The sequence below is a fragment of the Syntrophales bacterium genome (assembly GCA_023228425.1).
Classification (GTDB): Bacteria; Desulfobacterota; Syntrophia; order Syntrophales; family UBA2210; genus MLS-D.
Map to the genome: position 1 here is coordinate 1 of JALOBE010000017.1, position 14741 is coordinate 14741.

The 14741-nt window shown below is 55.1% G+C and carries 17 protein-coding genes and 1 tRNA gene; 17 read left to right on the forward strand and 1 reads right to left on the reverse strand.

From position 1 onward, the window contains the following. Positions 1 to 336 precede the first annotated feature (336 nt). Positions 337 to 411 (reverse strand) — tRNA-Glu (locus tag M0Q23_07435). A 590-nt stretch (positions 412 to 1001) separates the two neighbouring features. Between M0Q23_07435 and M0Q23_07440 the strand changes: the two genes are divergently transcribed. From M0Q23_07440 to M0Q23_07520, 17 genes are all read left to right on the forward strand, one after another. Next, positions 1002 to 1547, forward strand: a complete 546-nt coding sequence (locus M0Q23_07440; GenBank protein MCK9528456.1) for a DUF177 domain-containing protein — start codon at positions 1002 to 1004, stop codon at positions 1545 to 1547. 7 nt (positions 1548 to 1554) lie between these two features. Next, a complete protein-coding gene (rpmF, locus tag M0Q23_07445) occupies positions 1555 to 1731 on the forward strand; it encodes a 50S ribosomal protein L32 (GenBank protein ID MCK9528457.1) in 177 nt (58 codons plus the stop codon). 263 nt (positions 1732 to 1994) lie between these two features. Further along, entirely contained in the window at positions 1995 to 2930 is a 936-nt protein-coding gene (fabD, locus tag M0Q23_07450) for an ACP S-malonyltransferase (protein ID MCK9528458.1), read from the forward strand. A 3-nt stretch (positions 2931 to 2933) separates the two neighbouring features. Beyond that, positions 2934 to 3692 carry a beta-ketoacyl-ACP reductase gene (locus M0Q23_07455; protein ID MCK9528459.1) on the forward strand — a complete coding sequence of 253 codons (759 nt, stop codon included), beginning with the start codon at positions 2934 to 2936 and terminating at the stop codon, positions 3690 to 3692. A gap of 119 nt (positions 3693 to 3811) precedes the next feature. Further along, positions 3812 to 4063 carry an acyl carrier protein gene (gene acpP / locus M0Q23_07460; protein MCK9528460.1) on the forward strand — a complete coding sequence of 84 codons (252 nt, stop codon included), beginning with the start codon at positions 3812 to 3814 and terminating at the stop codon, positions 4061 to 4063. 3 nt (positions 4064 to 4066) lie between these two features. After that, complete coding sequence (fabF, locus tag M0Q23_07465) at positions 4067 to 5326, forward strand: beta-ketoacyl-ACP synthase II (protein ID MCK9528461.1); 1260 nt, start codon at positions 4067 to 4069, stop codon at positions 5324 to 5326. Continuing rightward, the gene (rpiB, locus tag M0Q23_07470; GenBank protein ID MCK9528462.1) at positions 5323 to 5766 is read left to right on the forward strand and encodes a ribose 5-phosphate isomerase B; all 444 of its coding nucleotides are present in this window, start codon (positions 5323 to 5325) and stop codon (positions 5764 to 5766) included. Before fabF ends, rpiB begins: the two co-directional genes overlap by 4 nt. Positions 5767 to 5849: 83 nt before the next feature. After that, positions 5850 to 7100, forward strand: coding sequence for a serine hydroxymethyltransferase (locus tag M0Q23_07475; GenBank protein MCK9528463.1), 1251 nt, complete (start codon positions 5850 to 5852; stop codon positions 7098 to 7100). 94 nt (positions 7101 to 7194) lie between these two features. Further along, positions 7195 to 7638, forward strand: coding sequence for a cytidine/deoxycytidylate deaminase family protein (locus M0Q23_07480; protein ID MCK9528464.1), 444 nt, complete (start codon positions 7195 to 7197; stop codon positions 7636 to 7638). Then, the gene (gene nrdR, locus M0Q23_07485) at positions 7635 to 8150 is read left to right on the forward strand and encodes a transcriptional regulator NrdR (GenBank protein ID MCK9528465.1); all 516 of its coding nucleotides are present in this window, start codon (positions 7635 to 7637) and stop codon (positions 8148 to 8150) included. The genes M0Q23_07480 and nrdR overlap by 4 nt, the downstream gene beginning before the upstream one ends. 17 nt (positions 8151 to 8167) lie before the next feature. After that, positions 8168 to 8800, forward strand: coding sequence for a riboflavin synthase (locus M0Q23_07490; protein ID MCK9528466.1), 633 nt, complete (start codon positions 8168 to 8170; stop codon positions 8798 to 8800). Positions 8801 to 8831: 31 nt separating this feature from the next. Continuing rightward, a complete protein-coding gene (locus tag M0Q23_07495) occupies positions 8832 to 10031 on the forward strand; it encodes a bifunctional 3,4-dihydroxy-2-butanone-4-phosphate synthase/GTP cyclohydrolase II (protein MCK9528467.1) in 1200 nt (399 codons plus the stop codon). A 64-nt stretch (positions 10032 to 10095) separates the two neighbouring features. Beyond that, positions 10096 to 10560 carry a 6,7-dimethyl-8-ribityllumazine synthase gene (ribE, locus tag M0Q23_07500; GenBank protein ID MCK9528468.1) on the forward strand — a complete coding sequence of 155 codons (465 nt, stop codon included), beginning with the start codon at positions 10096 to 10098 and terminating at the stop codon, positions 10558 to 10560. 1 nt (position 10561) lies between these two features. Continuing rightward, on the forward strand, positions 10562 to 10996 hold the full coding sequence (nusB, locus tag M0Q23_07505; GenBank protein MCK9528469.1) for a transcription antitermination factor NusB: 435 nt from the start codon (positions 10562 to 10564) through the stop codon (positions 10994 to 10996). Then, the gene (locus M0Q23_07510) at positions 10986 to 11558 is read left to right on the forward strand and encodes a hypothetical protein (GenBank protein MCK9528470.1); all 573 of its coding nucleotides are present in this window, start codon (positions 10986 to 10988) and stop codon (positions 11556 to 11558) included. The genes nusB and M0Q23_07510 overlap by 11 nt, the downstream gene beginning before the upstream one ends. Then, positions 11558 to 12922 (forward strand): Trk system potassium transporter TrkA, encoded by a 1365-nt coding sequence (trkA, locus tag M0Q23_07515; GenBank protein ID MCK9528471.1) that lies wholly within the window; start codon positions 11558 to 11560, stop codon positions 12920 to 12922. The genes M0Q23_07510 and trkA overlap by 1 nt, the downstream gene beginning before the upstream one ends. After that, the gene (locus tag M0Q23_07520; protein MCK9528472.1) at positions 12919 to 14373 is read left to right on the forward strand and encodes a TrkH family potassium uptake protein; all 1455 of its coding nucleotides are present in this window, start codon (positions 12919 to 12921) and stop codon (positions 14371 to 14373) included. The genes trkA and M0Q23_07520 overlap by 4 nt, the downstream gene beginning before the upstream one ends. Positions 14374 to 14741: the final 368 nt, after the last annotated feature.

The window sequence follows — 14741 nt, forward strand, 5'->3', positions numbered from 1 at the left end:
ACTGTAAACGATCAAGCATCTGCTTCAGCAAAGACAGACCGCCCCACGCCGTAACCTCCCGGTCTGAAAAGCCAACGGTGAAACCATCGCCATGAAGCTGCCGCATGATCTATGCCTCCGTAACACGATGAAATCAAAACCCTATTTCTAGTGGTTTCCATTAGAACATACTCAGGATAATCTCACAACTAAAAGCGACTAACGCTATCTATTATGACCAAAATCTGCTAATGGAAAATCTGGGATAATAATACCGGAGGTCATGCCTCCGGCGACATTTACGAAACCGCCACAAATGACAGCGATTCATAACCGATTAGAATCACTAGAATTTTCTGGTAGTCCCACGGGGAATCGAACCCCGGTTTCCGGCGTGAGAGGCCGGCGTCCTAACCGCTAGACGATGGGACCATATATTGAAAGGAGTACCTATGATCATCCGCCCTGTCGGACCTGCCGAGTCGCAAAGATTTAGAAAATATATCCCCCGTTGTCAAGGATAAACGTGGCTCTCTGATATCCCGGGGTTTCATGCAACCAGAACCGGATGTGTCTTTTTTGCAACACTCAGGACAGCCTGTTACCGGCGTTGTCTTCCTTTCCGGGACAGGCTCACAGGCAGCTCTGAGTATTTTCGGCCAGCCATTGGCTAACCCACTGAAATCACGCGTACCGCCAGCCTGGAGTGAATTCTGGCCACGACAATCATATCGTGGTATGACTATTGCTGCATGTTGAGCAGTTTCAAGAAAGCAGAACAGTGATGAGGAATTGGGAAAAATCAAAAAACACACGATGGAGAACGGCTGTGCAACAGGTTCTTGCGGCACGGCGCGAGTCCTGGGGCATGTGGCGTACTTTTCGGTACGTCGCAACAACACGAAGGAATGGGCTCAGCGAAGCATGCGGACCATGTACGAAGCCGCTAATAATAGTTCTTGACAACCTTTGAAGATTATAATTAGTTCTCACTCTTTTACACGGGTGTTCCGGTCGATGGTATGGATATTATTGTTTCAGAGATCCCTCCCGAGGGGGTCAGTGTTCAATCTTCGCGGGATCAGGGATGGTTCCGGCGGCAGGCTCCGGATGAGATTCGAAGGCAATTTGACGCTGAGAGCATACTGTTTTATTGTATCGTCGATCGAATGGGTCGGCAGGTTACCATTAAGGGGACCGTGCACCTTCGGCTCACCGCGTCTTGCACCAGATGTCTCGAACCCATCGGTCTTTCGCTCACGGGTGATTTTTTCTATACCATGAATCCAGGTCGGCCCCTGGAGGACAGGGGAGGAGAAATGGAACTCACAATGAATGATCTTGAGGTCGGCTTGTATAACAATGACCGGATCGATCTGGAGCCGATACTAACCGAGCAGGTATTCCTGCAGCTCCCCATCAGGACGATCTGTGGAGAAGGATGCCGGGGACTCTGTCCCGTCTGCGGCACAAACCTGAACCGGGGTGCCTGTGAACACGGTATGAACGCAAAGGCCCCGTCGCCTTTTGCTGTTTTACGAAACTTCAAGGTAACAAAAAAGAGGTAATAAGGTTATGCCTAATCCAGTAAAACGACACTCAAAATCGAGACGGAACAAGAGACGGTCCCACGACGCCTTGACGGTTCCTTCGATCGGCTTGTGCCCCCAGTGCAGCGAACCGAAGCTTCCGCATCGTGTATGCCCCAGCTGCGGATCCTACAAAGGGCGAGAAATTATAGCGACGGAATAGCCGGTATGGCGGCTTACGTCGGCGGTGATGCGGTATCACCGCATGAAACATGACGGATCCGTAAAACGTTACCGGAGGCATGCCTCCGGCACTATAGCCGGATGCTGCGTTGCGGCGTACCCTTCGTCACTGCGCCCTACCCCAACGTACGCCTCATTCCTCGGGGTATGCGCGCCCATTGCCCACGGATCTTTTTTACAAAGCCGTCACCGACGGTTCCGGCAACCGGTTACGAAGCCGTCACACAAGGAAAAGAACCGCTCATGAGATATGACTGCGCCTTGGTCTTTCCCGGGCAGGGTTCACAGTATCCCGGCATGGGAAAGGACTTCTACGAGGCTTTCGAAGAAGCGAGGCTTATCTTCGACGAAGCGACGGAAACCATCGGCCGGGACATCGGGAAGCTCTGTTTCGAGGGCACCCCGGAAGAACTCAACCTGACGATCAACACGCAGACGGCGGTGTTTACAGCCACCATGGCTATCTACAGCGTATTCGAAAAACAGGGAGGCTTCAAACCTGCATTCATGGCCGGACACAGCCTGGGAGAGTATTCAGCCCTGACCGCGGCACAGGCTCTCCCGCTCCCCGAAATGCTCGCCCTGGTAGAGGCCCGGGCTGCTTTCATGCAGGAAGCAGTGCCTCCTGGAGCGGGTGCCATGGCCACCGTCATCGGGATGGACAGGGCGATACTGACAGAAATCTGCAGGAATGTAAGCCGGGGAGAAGAGAAGGTGTGGCCGGCCAACCTGAACGCGCCGGGACAGATGGTAGTCTCCGGGACAGCCGGAGCTGTCGAAGAGGTGCTTGTGGCGGTAAAATCCGCTGGAGGGAGGGCGCTGATGCTCCCCATCAGTGTGCCCTGCCATTGCCCCCTTCTGGAACCGGCGGCACTTCGTCTTGACGAGGCGCTTTCCACCGTTCTTTTCAGCGACTGCCTCGTGACCGTTGTCCCCAACTGCGACCCCGGAGGAACCCATGGCCGGGAAACCACGAAATCGCTCCTGGTGCAACAGCTTACCGCGCCCGTTCGATGGCAGGAAAGCATTGAAACAATAGCGCAACGCGGTGTAACAACGTTCATAGAAACGGGACCGAAGAAAACGCTCTCCGGTCTCATACGCCGGATCGTTCCTGAAGCGCGGCTGTTCAATGTGGAGGATCGTGCCTCTCTGGAGAAAACGTTGGAACATTTTTAACCTATGAATATGCCGGGAATTCTCGACAATCGGACAGCCCTCGTGACGGGGGGGTCACGGGGAATCGGACGAGCCGTTGCTATACGGCTGGCCGCAATGGGAGCCTTCGTCTATGTCAATTATCTTCACAACGAAGGCGCCGCGGATGAAACGCTGGAAACAATCAGGCAAGGTGGTGGGCGTTCGGCCGCAATCCGCTTTGACGTGGCCGATGCGAACGCCGTTCAGGAAGCGATTGAAAAAATAAGCATCGATCAGGCTCCCGTGGACATACTGGTCAACAACGCCGGCGTCACTCTCAATGCCCTCGCGCTGCGCACCAGTGACGAGAATTGGAATTTTGTCATGGAAACGAACCTGAAGGGGACCTTCAACTGTTGCCGGACGGTTCTTCGGAACATGATGCGCAGGCGCTGGGGCCGCATCATCAACATGGTCTCCATCGTAGCGGAAAGCGGCAACACGGGCCAGGTTTGCTACGGAGCATCCAAGGCGGGCATTCTGGGGCTGACCCGGTCACTGGCCAAGGAAGTGGGATCCCGGAACATCTGTGTCAATGCCGTGGCTCCCGGTCTCATCGCCACGGACATGACCTCATCCATGCTTGAAGGCCCTGCCCGGGCACACGTTCTCGGAATGGTCCCCCTGGGCCGGCTGGGCATCCCTGAGGACGTGGCCGGTGTTGTGGCCTTTCTCGCCTCATCCGACGGAGACTATATTACGGGGCAGGTAATCCGCGTGAACGGAGGACTTCACATATAGAAACGGCAGGAAGAAGCAACGATTCGATTCTGTCAACGAACATCTGTATTACATAAGGATGGAACAGGACATCAGGCAGGCCGATACCGGCAGGCCGGAGAACAAAAAGGAGGAATGGAATGGCCTTTGATCTCGAAACGATAGAACAAAAAGTGAAAGAAACCATCATCAACCAGCTGAACATTACCGATGAAGAGTACAGCCCGGACGCCGCTTTCATCGATGATCTGGGAGCTGATTCCCTGGACATCGTGGAGATGATCATGTCCATGGAAGATATCTTCGGTATCGAAATAGACGACGAAGACCTGGAAAAAATTCGTTACGTCAAGGACGTGATCGATTATTTGAAAAAGAGGCTATCGGCATAATACATGAATCCATTGCGCAAGAGGGTCGTTGTAACGGGGCTCGGCACGGTCAATCCGCTGGGAAACACCGTTTCCGACACATGGAACAGGGTCCTGGCGGGACAATCGGGAATAGGTCCCATAACTAAATTCGATACCACGGGCTTTACGACGGCCATCGCCGGAGAAGTCAGAGGCTTCGATCCCCATTCCTTTATAAGCCCCCGGGAATGCAAACGGTTGGATGACTTCATCATCTTTGCCCTGGCGGCGGCCCGGATGGCCGTCAATGACGCGGGGCTCGTGATCGACGAAGGCAACGCCCGCCGCACGGGCATCATATTGGGATCAGCCATCGGCGGCCTTCAAACCATCGAGCGTGAAAAAGAAACCCTTTTGAAGGCAGGTCCCAGAAGAATATCGCCTACGGCCATTCCGGCAGTCCTCGCAAACCTCGCGCCGGGAAATGTCGCCATACATCTCGGCATACGGGGTCCCATCAATTGCGTGGTGACGGCCTGCGCCTCGGGCAACAATTCCATCAGTGACGCCGCCAGAACTATCGCCGAGGGATATGCCGACGTCATGCTGGCTGGAGGCACCGACGCCGCTGTCTGTCCCCTGACCGTGGCGGGATTCAATTCCATGAGGGCACTCTCCCGCAGGAACAATGAACCCGAAAGAGCAAGCCGACCTTTCGATGTCGACCGGGACGGCTTCGTCATCAGTGAGGGTGCCGCCGTCCTGGTCCTGGAAGAATACACTTCGGCCCTGACCCGGGGAGCACGAGTATACGCTGAAATAGCGGGATCAGGATCAACATGCGATGCTTACCACATAGCAGCCCCGCCGCCGGGTCATCCCGGTGCCGCGCGCTGCATGGAACTGGCCCTTCGGGACGCGGGGCTTGAACCTTCCGATGTGGATTACATAAACGCCCATGGAACATCGACGCCGCTCAACGATGCTTACGAAGCGCAAGCAATCCAGTCTGTTTTCGGAGGAAAGGCCCCTGCTCTTTCGGTAAGTTCCACAAAGGCCATGACGGGTCACCTGCTGGGAGCTGCGGGCGGTATTGAAGCGCTGTTTACGGTACAGGCGATACACGAGGGCATCCTGCCACCCTCGGTCAATCTCGACAACCCAGACCCCGAATGCGACCTTCCCTTCACGCCTTCTCAGGCACATCGTCGGGACATCAGGGTAGCGCTCTCGAACTCCTTTGGTTTTGGTGGTGTTAACTCCGTTATTGTTTTCAAAAAAACAGATTCCGGGAGTCAATGACAGCTGTGAAAATAGCCATTGGATCGGATCACGCCGGATTTTCACTGAAACAGGAGCTGATCGTCGCGCTCGACAAAGCGGGCCATGCCGTGCTGGACCTGGGCACGAACAGTTCCGATCCAGTTGATTATCCGGACTTTGCGGGTGCGGTGGCCCGCAGTGTCGTCTCCGGTGAATCCGACCGGGGCATTCTGATCTGCGGCTCCGGTATCGGCATGTCCATCGCGGCAAACAGGTTTCCGGGCATCCGGGCAGCCCTGTGCCTGGATGTGGAAACGGCCCGTCTGAGCCGCGCTCACAACGACTCCAACGTACTGGTCATGGCCGGAAGAAAAACCGGCGGCGCCGAAGCCCGTGCCATCGTTCATACCTGGCTCATGTCTGAATTCGAGGGGGGCCGACATGCCGGGCGGCTCCACAAGATAGATACCCTTCCGTGATCATTTGGACCTTGAACTTTTGCCGACAAACCTGTAGTAAAAGGGATTGGCCTTGAGTCAGAAATGCGACAAGGAGAAAGAGAATGTCTTTTTTGCGGGACCGTGACCCTGAAATTGCCGATGCCATTCAGAGGGAGACGCAGCGACAGTCCGGAAAAATCGAGCTTATCGCTTCTGAAAATTTTGTCAGCGAAGCCGTACTGGAAGCCCAGGGATCCATCATGACCAACAAATATGCTGAAGGATACCCGGGAAAACGCTATTATGGGGGATGCGAGTTCGTCGACATCGTCGAGACCCTCGCCATTGAACGGGCAAAGCAGCTTTTTGGCGCTGATCACGCAAATGTTCAGCCCCACTCGGGAACACAGGCAAACATGGCCGTCTATTTTGCCGCCCTGAACCCGGGCGACACCATCATGGGTATGAACCTGTCACACGGCGGCCATCTTTCCCACGGCAGCCCCGCCAATTTTTCAGGGCGTTACTACAATGTCGTTTCATACGGTGTGAACAAGGAAACAGAACTCATTGATTTTAATCAAGTAGAGGAACTGGCAAAGCGCCACCGACCCAGGATGATCGTGGTGGGAGCCAGTGCCTATCCCCGCACCATCGATTTCCAGGCTTTCAGGACTATTGCCGACGGGATCGACGCCGTTATCATGGCCGACATCGCCCACATAGCAGGACTGGTGGCCGCCGGAGTACACGACAGTCCGGTCCCTGTCTGCGAATACGTCACCACCACCACCCACAAGACCCTGCGCGGTCCCCGGGGCGGCATGGTCATGTGCAGGGAAAAATTCGTGAAAACTCTCAACAGCCGGGTTTTCCCCGGTAGCCAGGGTGGACCGCTGATGCACATAATCGCTGCCAAGGCTGTAGCATTCAAGGAGGCCCTGGAACCGGAATTCAAGACCTACCAGGAGCAGATCGTCAGAAATGCCCGGGCGATGGCCGATGAGCTCATGGCCCGGGGGATCCGTCTGGTATCGGGGGGAACGGACAATCACCTCATGCTGGTGGACCTGACGGACAAGGGCATCACGGGGCGGGACCTGGAAGAAGCCCTGGACCGCGCGGGCATCACAACGAATAAGAACGGCATACCCTTTGACACGAAAAGCCCCCAGGTCACAAGCGGTATCCGGCTCGGGACAGCGGCCGTGACCACCCGGGGCATGAAAGAAGACGAAATGCGGGCCATCGCCCGTATGATTACTCTGATTATAGATGATGTGCATAATGAAACACGCATCGCGAAGGTGCAAAAAGATGTCGCGGCCCTTTGTGATGCCTTCCCGCTCTATACAAACAGGCTCGCTCAGTAACAAGAGCCGTGGAGGCGAAAGGACAGGCCGATCCGACCCATTCTGATGTATGAGGAAGGCCTGCCGCAGTCCCATGAAATCACCACGAGACGCAATGACGACTCGCCCGAGCTGGGACCGGTACTTCATGGACATTGTGAAACTGGTCTCCATGCGATCCACCTGCCTCAGGCGGCGCGTAGGAGCAGTCCTTGTCCGGGACAGACGGATCCTGGCCACGGGATACAACGGCGCGCCCTCGGGCATTTCACATTGTGCCGAACGGGGGTGCCTTCGGGACCAGTTGAACATTCCCTCGGGAGAGCGTCATGAACTGTGCCGGGGACTCCACGCCGAACAGAATGCTGTCATCCAGGCAGCTCTTCACGGAGTAGGAACCAAGGGAGCCGTTCTCTACTGCACCAATCACCCCTGTATCATCTGCTCGAAAATGATCATCAACGCCGGTATAACGGCCATTATGTATGAGGAAGGTTACCCGGACGACCTTGCCCGGAACCTGCTCGCAGAAGCGGGCATCGAGGTGCTGCAGCAATGAAGTGTCCGTTCTGTTCTCACAGCGAAAACAAAGTCATTGATTCCCGCCTCAGCAGAGAGGGAAATTCCATTCGTCGGCGCCGTGAATGCCTGGCCTGCGCCCGTCGCTTCACCACTTACGAATACGTGGAAGACGTGGTCCCCATGGTCATCAAGAAAGACGGTCGCCGGGAACCCTTCGATCGGCTGAAAATACTGACGGGACTGAAAAAAGCCTGTGAGAAACGCCCGATCAGCATGGATGACATTGAGGCGGTCGTTGACAGAGTCGAAAAATTCTGCCAGGAATCGCAGCTCAAGGAAATACCCAGCACCGCTATAGGAGAGCAGGTCATGGAGGAACTGCACCAACTCGATGCCGTCGCCTATGTCCGCTTTGCTTCCGTCTATCGACAGTTCAAGGATGTCAGTGATTTTATGGACGAACTGAAGGATGTGCTGAAAACCAAGGCCGGAAACGTGACAAAAAGGTCCGCCGATGCCCCTGCGGGCACTCGTGGCGGACAGGAATGAGGAAAGGACGGAGGTTCATGTTTACGGGAATCGTGGAATGCCTGGGTACCGTCAAGGCGTTGACGCCGCGGGGGACGGACGCCCTGATGCGTATAGAAACATCCATGAACCTCGAAGAGGTGAGTCTCGGCGACAGCATCTCCGTAAGCGGCGCCTGTCTGACGGTAACAGCCCTCACTCCCGACGGATTCACCGTTGATGTTTCTGCCGAAACCCTCTCAAAAACGACTCTGGGATCGATGAAACCGGGTGACCGGGTTAACCTGGAGAAAGCCCTGCGGCTCAACTCGTTTCTGGGAGGGCACCTGGTTCTGGGACACGTCGATTGTGTGGGCCTTATGAGGGAGCGAACCCCGCGATCGAGCTCCATCATATGTTCCTTTGAAATCGAGCCGCCCTTTGAGCGGTACATCGTTGAAAAGGGTTCCATCACGGTGGACGGCATAAGCCTGACCGTCAATGGATGTGAAAAAAACAGGTTTCATGTGAGCGTCATCCCCCATACGGCGGAAAAAACGACTCTGGGCCTTAAAAAGGTAGGTGACCGGGTCAATCTGGAAACGGACATTCTGGGAAAGTACGTGGAGAAGCTGCTCCACCCCCACAGGGGGATCGACATGGATTTTTTATCAAAACACGGGTTTTCATGACAATCAAGGTAGAACATAGAGGTAGAACATAATGGTAAGCAGTGTCAAAGAAGGAATCGAAGATATTAAAAAAGGAAAAATGATCATCCTGGTGGATGACGAGGACAGGGAAAATGAAGGTGACCTCTGCATGGCGGCAGAGTATGCAACACCTGAAGCGATAAATTTCATGGCGAAATACGGACGGGGCCTGATCTGTCTCTCCCTCACGGAGGAAATCGCCGATCACCTCGACCTCGCGCCCATGGTGACAACCAACGAATCACGTTTCGAAACGGCCTTCACGGTATCCATCGAAGCCCGCCGGGGAGTGACGACGGGCATATCCGCCCACGACCGGGCAACAACGATACAAACTGCCATCGCCGATAACGCCGTGGCCGATGATCTGGTCCGTCCCGGACATATCTTCCCCCTGCGGGCACGCCGGGGCGGCGTACTCGTTCGAACGGGACAGACGGAAGGTTCCGTTGATCTTGCCCGGCTGGCACGCCTGAAGCCGGCCGGTGTCATCTGTGAAATAATGAAGGACGATGGAACCATGGCCCGCATGCCCGACCTGGAACTGTTTGCCCGCGAACACGACCTCAAAATTGTGACCGTGGCAGACATAATCGACTTCAGAATGCAACACGAGCGGCTCATACGGAGAGTCGCCGAGGCGAACCTCCCCACCGTGTACGGCGGCGATTTCCGGATTGTCGTGTACGAAAACGATGTGGACGACATGAAGCATATAGCCCTGATCAAGGGCGATATCGATCCGGATGACACAGTCTTGGTGAGAGTTCACTCCGAGTGCGTTACCGGTGATCTCTTCGGATCGCTCCGGTGCGACTGCGGCGACCAGCTTCACCGGGCCATGGAACATATCGACCACGAGGGAAAGGGCGTCATCGTCTACATGCACCAGGAAGGGAGGGGCATCGGCCTTGCCAACAAAATCCGGGCCTACAGCCTGCAGGAACAGGGCATGGATACGGTCGAAGCCAACATCCATCTGGGGTTCAAGGATGACCTTCGGGACTACGGCATCGGGGCCCAGATCCTGGTTGACCTGGGGGTCCGAAAGATGAGGATACTCACCAACAATCCAAAGAAAATCATAGGCCTTCAAGGATACGGCATTGAAGTGATCGAGCGTGTCCCCATCGTTGTGGAACCGAATGAAAACAACCTGAGATACCTGAAAACAAAACAGGAAAAGATGGGACACCTGCTGAAATCCTGATCCGCCCGGCGGGGTACGGCTCAGAAAATTCCCGATAATCTTCAGAACGGAGGAGAATGTGATCATGGTTACTCTCAAGGAAGGAAAACTTGAAGCAGGGGGTAAAAGGTTCGGAATCGTGGCAAGCCGTTTCAATGACTTCATCTCCGCCCGTCTGGTGGAGGGAGCCCTGGACGCCTTAAAACGATCCGGCGCCAGCGAGGCGGATATCACGATTGTCAAAGTTCCCGGGGCCTTCGAAATCCCCCTGGTCGCCAAGAAGCTGGCGAAAAGCGGACTTTTTAACGCCGTTATTTGCCTCGGTGCCGTCATTCGCGGGGCCACGCCGCATTTTGAATATATCAGCTCGGAAGTGACCAAAGGTGTCGCCCAGGTATCCCTCGAAACGGAAACTCCCGTAGCTTTCGGCGTTCTTACGGCGGACACACTGGAACAGGCCATCGAGCGGGCGGGCACCAAGGCCGGGAATAAAGGCTGGGACGCGGCTCTCTCGGCGATTGAAATGGTGAATCTCCTGGAAGCGCTGTGATGTGAGCGAGGGATCGATGGGTTACCGGAGAAAGGCGCGGGAAATCGCCCTTCAGGTTCTGTATCAGATTGACGCGTCGGGAATGGATCCGGTGGAGGCACTGGACCTGTTCTGGCTGAACTTCGAGGCGCCCGGCAACGCCCGGGGGTTTGCCGTTACGCTTGTTACGGGCACCATGAAGCACATAGGCGAAATCGATGCCATGATCAGGGAGTGTTCCGATCATTGGTCCCTCGACCGCATGGCCCGGGTTGACAGAAACATCTTGAGAATGGCCATCTACGAACTGCTTCACCTCCATGAAATACCGCCGCGGGCTACACTGAACGAGGCCATCGATATCGGAAAAACATTCGGTTCTGAGAATTCAGGAGCTTTCGTCAACGGGATTCTCGATGCTTTTTATTCGCGCATGCACCTGAAAAATGAACATTAGCACGTCCGCGACACCCGTGAAGGATCTGTGGCAGGAAGGACTTGCCACGGCTCTCTTCTCCAACGAAAAGCCACCCCGGGGGATTGCCGGCATGGTAGACTGGAGGCTGGGCGGCATGATTTCCCGATTCATTGCGCGAGGAACCATGACAGGATCATTCGGCGAAACGATCCTGTTTCATCCCGACTCTCCCGTTCTCCACCAATGGAAGATCCTGTTGCTTGGACTCGGTGAAACACACCAGCTGACCCGGGACAGAATTTACGGCACCGGATGGACAATCATGCGCATCATGTCTCATGTGGGGTGCCGGGATTTTGTCTGCTCCGTGCCCGGAACGGGTCGGTGTGAGTTCCCTGTCGCCTCCATGGTCGATATCTTCCTCTCCGGCATGCTTGACGCCCTCTCCGAAACAGGTGAATCTCCCGGCCTGGAGACGTCTGTACACCTCATCGACACTCCGGAAAATATCGACGATGTTACCGCCGCTGTTCGTGAGACAACGATCCGGAAACCCTGCGCCATTTCTTCCACATCCATATCCATGAAGGAAGAACGGTAATGAAGGCAATCGTTATCGGTGCCGGTGAAGTCGGCTACAGTATCGCCGATATTCTTTCCAGGGAAGGCAACGACATCATCCTGATCGACAGGGACGAATCACGCCTTAAGGCCATCGCGGAGAATCTGGACGTTCAGACCATCGTCGGAAGCGGAAGCAACCCCCGAATTTTAAAAAAGGCGAAACTCGAACAGACAGAAATGATCGTCGCCGTCACGGACAGTGATGAGACCAATATCGTAGCCTGCCTCATCGCCTCGGCCAAGTCGAAAGTACCCATCAAGATAGCCCGCATCAGAACCATCGACCTCGACCGGGAATCAGATCTGTTCGGCAAGGATCACCTCAATATCGACTTGTGCATCAACCCGGAACGGGAAGCGGTAAAAAAAGCGATGCGACTCATGGAATACGCCGGCGCTTCCGAAGTTATCGATTTCGCCGACGGCCGTATCAAGCTCATAGCCTTCTCAATAGAAGCAACATGCGGGATGGTCGGTAAAAACCTCGAAGAATTCAGCCGTATATACGAGGAAGACGCCCTCATCGCCTCCATCCTCAGGAACGATCAACTGGTTGCTCCCTCGGGATCGACGGTGCTTCAGGCAAAGGACTACATTCTTGTCTTTGTGGAATCGTCGAAGGTTGTCCCGCTGTTACGGTTCTTTGGAAAAGACACAAAACAGGCGGAACGGGTTTTTATCATGGGGGGCGGCACCACGGCGCTTCTTCTTGCTGAGGAACTCGAGGAACGGGGCGTGACAACAAAAATTATTGAAAAACGGCAGAACCGGTGCGAGGTGATTTCCGGACGTCTGAACAGGACAATCTGTCTCCACGGAGACGGCACAAGTCAGGACCTGCTCAGGGAGGAGAACATTCAGGAAGCCGATTATTTCGTCGCCCTCACAAGCGACGAAGAAGCAAACATACTGGGCGCGCTCCTGGCAAAACAGATGGGCGCAAAACGGGCCCTCTGTCTCGTCAATAAAATCGAGTACACGCACCTGATTCCCATGATCGGTATCGACGGCGTCATAAACCCCCGGCAGGCAACCATCGGTAAGATTCTGCACTATATCCGAAAAGGCAAAGTCATTTCCTCCACACCGCTGAGCGATGAAAAGGCCGAGGCTGTCGAGTTCATAGCCCTGGAGACTTCGGACATCACCGGACGACCCCTCAGGGTAATGAAATTCCCCCCGGGAACCATCATCGGGGCCATCATCAGACATGACCGGGTAATCATTCCCTCGGGCGAAACGGTCATTCTTCCCGGGGATCATGTCATACTCGTTACTTTGCGCTCGGCGATTCCGCAGATCGAAAAGATACTGACGGTCAAGTTGGACTACTTCGGATGAAATTCAGAAATATTCTGTACATCCTGGGGGCATTGCTGTTTTTTCTCGGCCTCGCCATGGTGTTCCCCCTCCTCTGGTCCATCCATTACGGGGACGGAGATCAGCTTGCTCTTATTCTTTCCCTGATGCTCACCGGCGCTACCGGCGCCATTCTCTATCTGATCTTCAGGCCCGGACGCAACGACGATCCGACCCTGACCCACCGGGACGGGTTTATTATCGTATCGCTGGGATGGATCCTGGCGGGCGCCTTCGGTTCCCTTCCCTACCTTTTCTCCGGTATCCTTCCGAACGTCGTGGATGCCTTTTTTGAATCCATGTCGGGGTTCACCACAACGGGTGCAACCGTTCTCAGCGGCCTGGATTCTCTTCCCCGGGGAATTCTCTTCTGGAGATCTTTTACGCAATGGCTCGGCGGCATGGGTATCATCGTTCTCTCCATCGCCATACTGCCCCTCCTCGGCGTGGGAGGGATGCAGCTCTACAAGGCTGAACTGCCGAGCCGCGGTTCCAATAAACTGAAGCCCCGGGTGGCTGAAACAGCCCGAACGCTCTGGCTTGTCTACACAATTCTTTCAGCCATCGAATTCATCCTCCTGCTTGTGGGAGGAATGGACAGTTTCAACGCTCTCTGCCACACCTTTTCGTCGATGTCGTCCGGAGGATTTTCCACAAGCGACGCCGGCGTGGGGCAGTTCGGAAGCGCCTACATCGACGGGATCATAACCGTCTTCATGTTTGCGGCGGGGGTAAATTTCACTCTCCATTACAGTCTCTTTACGGGCAACATCGGCGCTGTTTTCAGGAATAGCGAGTTCCGGTTTTTCCTGGGAGTTGTCCTGGCGGCAACGGCGGCCATCACGTTCAACCTGCGCTTCAATATTCTGGACGACCTGGCCGGCTGTGTTCGCTACGCCTCTTTCCACGCGGTCTCCTTCACTACCGGAACAGGATTCACCACCGCCGAATACACCGCCTGGCCGACCCTTTCAAAGGCGGTGTTGCTGCTTCTCATGTTTATCGGAGGGTCGGCGGGCTCCACCACGGGAAGCATCAAATGCCTGCGGATCATGCTGGTACTCAAGCATGCCTACGTGGAGCTGTACCGTCTTGTCCACCCCCATGCCGTCAAGACCGTCAAGCTGGGGACCCGCATCGTCTACCCGGAAACCATGGCAAGCATCTGGGGATTTCTCATTCTCTACCTGGGCCTCACCCTGGCAGCTTTCCTGATCCTTGCCGCTCTCGGGCTGGATCTGCTTACGGCCTTTTCCGCCGTGGCCGCCACCGTTGGGAATGTGGGTCCCGCTTTTGGTGCTGTGAGCCCGCCACTCACGTACGGAAACCTGCCTGAGCTCGCCAAGGGGATACTTTCCTTCTGCATGCTCGCTGGACGGCTGGAAATATACACGCTTATAATTCTTTTTGTACCCGAGTTCTGGAAAAAATAAGAACCCCGGTGGGGATAGGACCCCTTCCACGCGGCTGAAGGACCGAGACCTGTATCGAAAAACAATCGATTGTGTCATTTCGATATCAAGGAAAGATTTCTCGTCGCTACGCTCCTCGAAATGACGGACCTTAAGACGCTCCTCGAAATGACATTTTTAAAGGTCACTTCGAACGTTCCCCTGTCACTTCGAACGCATGTGAGAAGTCTCAAATATCCCTCGCTGTGCCCGGGACAGGGATTTCTCGTCGCTTCGCTCCTCGAAATGACACAATTACTTCGCTCCTCGAAATGACGGACCTTAAGACACTCCCCGGACATAATCGAGACACTCCTCGAAATGACACAATCGCGATGCTCCTCGGAATG

Excerpts from the sequence above, each read along its gene's own strand:
- M0Q23_07480 (MCK9528464.1), top strand. The coding sequence starts at position 7,195 with ATGACGACTCGCCCGAGCTGGGACCGGTACTTCATGGACATTGTGAAA.
- M0Q23_07455 (MCK9528459.1), top strand. The coding sequence starts at position 2,934 with ATGAATATGCCGGGAATTCTCGACAATCGGACAGCCCTCGTGACGGGG.
- M0Q23_07520 (MCK9528472.1), top strand. The coding sequence starts at position 12,919 with ATGAAATTCAGAAATATTCTGTACATCCTGGGGGCATTGCTGTTTTTT.
- ribE (MCK9528468.1), top strand. The coding sequence starts at position 10,096 with ATGGTTACTCTCAAGGAAGGAAAACTTGAAGCAGGGGGTAAAAGGTTC.
- nrdR (MCK9528465.1), top strand. The coding sequence starts at position 7,635 with ATGAAGTGTCCGTTCTGTTCTCACAGCGAAAACAAAGTCATTGATTCC.
- M0Q23_07490 (MCK9528466.1), top strand. The coding sequence starts at position 8,168 with ATGTTTACGGGAATCGTGGAATGCCTGGGTACCGTCAAGGCGTTGACG.
- trkA (MCK9528471.1), top strand. The coding sequence starts at position 11,558 with ATGAAGGCAATCGTTATCGGTGCCGGTGAAGTCGGCTACAGTATCGCC.
- M0Q23_07510 (MCK9528470.1), top strand. The coding sequence starts at position 10,986 with ATGAACATTAGCACGTCCGCGACACCCGTGAAGGATCTGTGGCAGGAA.
- acpP (MCK9528460.1), top strand. The coding sequence starts at position 3,812 with ATGGCCTTTGATCTCGAAACGATAGAACAAAAAGTGAAAGAAACCATC.
- M0Q23_07475 (MCK9528463.1), top strand. The coding sequence starts at position 5,850 with ATGTCTTTTTTGCGGGACCGTGACCCTGAAATTGCCGATGCCATTCAG.
- fabD (MCK9528458.1), top strand. The coding sequence starts at position 1,995 with ATGAGATATGACTGCGCCTTGGTCTTTCCCGGGCAGGGTTCACAGTAT.
- M0Q23_07495 (MCK9528467.1), top strand. The coding sequence starts at position 8,832 with ATGGTAAGCAGTGTCAAAGAAGGAATCGAAGATATTAAAAAAGGAAAA.
- rpiB (MCK9528462.1), top strand. The coding sequence starts at position 5,323 with ATGACAGCTGTGAAAATAGCCATTGGATCGGATCACGCCGGATTTTCA.
- M0Q23_07440 (MCK9528456.1), top strand. The coding sequence starts at position 1,002 with ATGGATATTATTGTTTCAGAGATCCCTCCCGAGGGGGTCAGTGTTCAA.
- rpmF (MCK9528457.1), top strand. The coding sequence starts at position 1,555 with ATGCCTAATCCAGTAAAACGACACTCAAAATCGAGACGGAACAAGAGA.
- fabF (MCK9528461.1), top strand. The coding sequence starts at position 4,067 with ATGAATCCATTGCGCAAGAGGGTCGTTGTAACGGGGCTCGGCACGGTC.